At 39.5% G+C, this 1,170-nt stretch carries 2 protein-coding genes; both read right to left on the bottom strand.

Annotation, left to right across the window (positions count from 1 at the left end):
- The coding region (locus LG369_RS08470; RefSeq protein WP_225750800.1) for a glyceraldehyde 3-phosphate dehydrogenase NAD-binding domain-containing protein at positions 1 to 101 on the bottom strand (101 nt) is incomplete at its 3' end.
- Positions 102 to 409: 308 nt separating this feature from the next.
- The coding region (locus LG369_RS08465) for an iron-containing alcohol dehydrogenase (RefSeq protein WP_225750799.1) at positions 410 to 1,170 on the bottom strand (761 nt) is incomplete at its 5' end.

The following is a 1,170-nucleotide window of genomic DNA, read 5'->3' as shown; positions in this document are numbered from 1 at the left end:
TCGTTGATGCGAGTAACTTCAACACCTTCTACGTTTTGGATACGACGGAAAGCAAGACGACCGATACGACCGAAACCGTTAATACCAACTTTAACTACCATTAGTGATTTCCTCCTTATGAAAATCATGAAAATTTTATTGTGAAAAGAGTAACTTGAATCACTACAAATCACCTTTCAACAAACCTATTATATAACTATTTTAGTTTTATTGCAAGCGCTGACGTTGATTTTCACTTCAGTTTTCTACTTTCTAGATACACAATTTTATATAGATTCCCTTTGTCAAAAGTCTATCAACATGCATCTTTATAGTTATTTACAAAACTTTTTGTTAAACTTTTAACCTCTTCTATTTTGAAAAACTATAAAAAGAGGCAGGATTACTCCTGCCTCTGACTGATAATCAATTATTTAAGACGTCCTGGTCTTTCTTTGTAACCATAGTAAGCATCTTCGATTATTTCTTGCATATGATCAACCATTGGAAGACGTGGGTTTGCAGGTGAACATTGATCTTCATAAGCAAGGAAGGCCAATTCGCGTGAATGTTCTTTCCATTCTTTCTCGTCAACACCTTGTGCTTTGAAGTTCATTTCGATACCTACGCGCTCACCGAGTTCGTAAACAGCTTTAGCATAAGATGCAACCCCTTCTTCTGGAGTAGAAGCTGGAAGTCCAAGCATACGAGCGATATCTTGATATTTCTCATCTGCACGGTAGTAGTTGTACTTAGGCCATGTAGCTGTCTTAGCTGGGCGTGTACCATTGTAACGGATAACGTATGGAAGCAAGATTGCATTTGTACGTCCGTGAACTGTGTGGAATTGTGCACCAATCTTGTGAGCCATTGAGTGAGAAATACCTAAGAAGGCATTCGCAAAGGCCATACCAGCAATAGTTGAAGCATTATGCATTTTCTCACGTGAGTGGAAGTCTGCATTCTTAACTGAGCTTTCAAGGTTTTCAAATACGAGTTTGATCGCTTGAAGAGCAAGACCGTCAGTGTAGTCGCTAGCCATTTGTGATACGTAAGCTTCAGTTGCGTGAGTCAATACGTCCATACCAGTATCTGCCGCAACAAATCCAGGAACTGTCAATACCAAAGCAGGATCTACGATTGCCACAGTTGGTGTCAATGAGTAGTCAGCGATTGGGTATTTACGGTTGT

Source organism: Streptococcus sp. Marseille-Q4154 (assembly GCF_916700545.1).
Classification (GTDB): domain Bacteria; phylum Bacillota; class Bacilli; order Lactobacillales; family Streptococcaceae; genus Streptococcus; species Streptococcus infantis_I.
The sequence above is the reverse complement of the archived record's forward strand: the minus strand, read 5'-3'. Positions and strand labels throughout refer to the sequence as shown.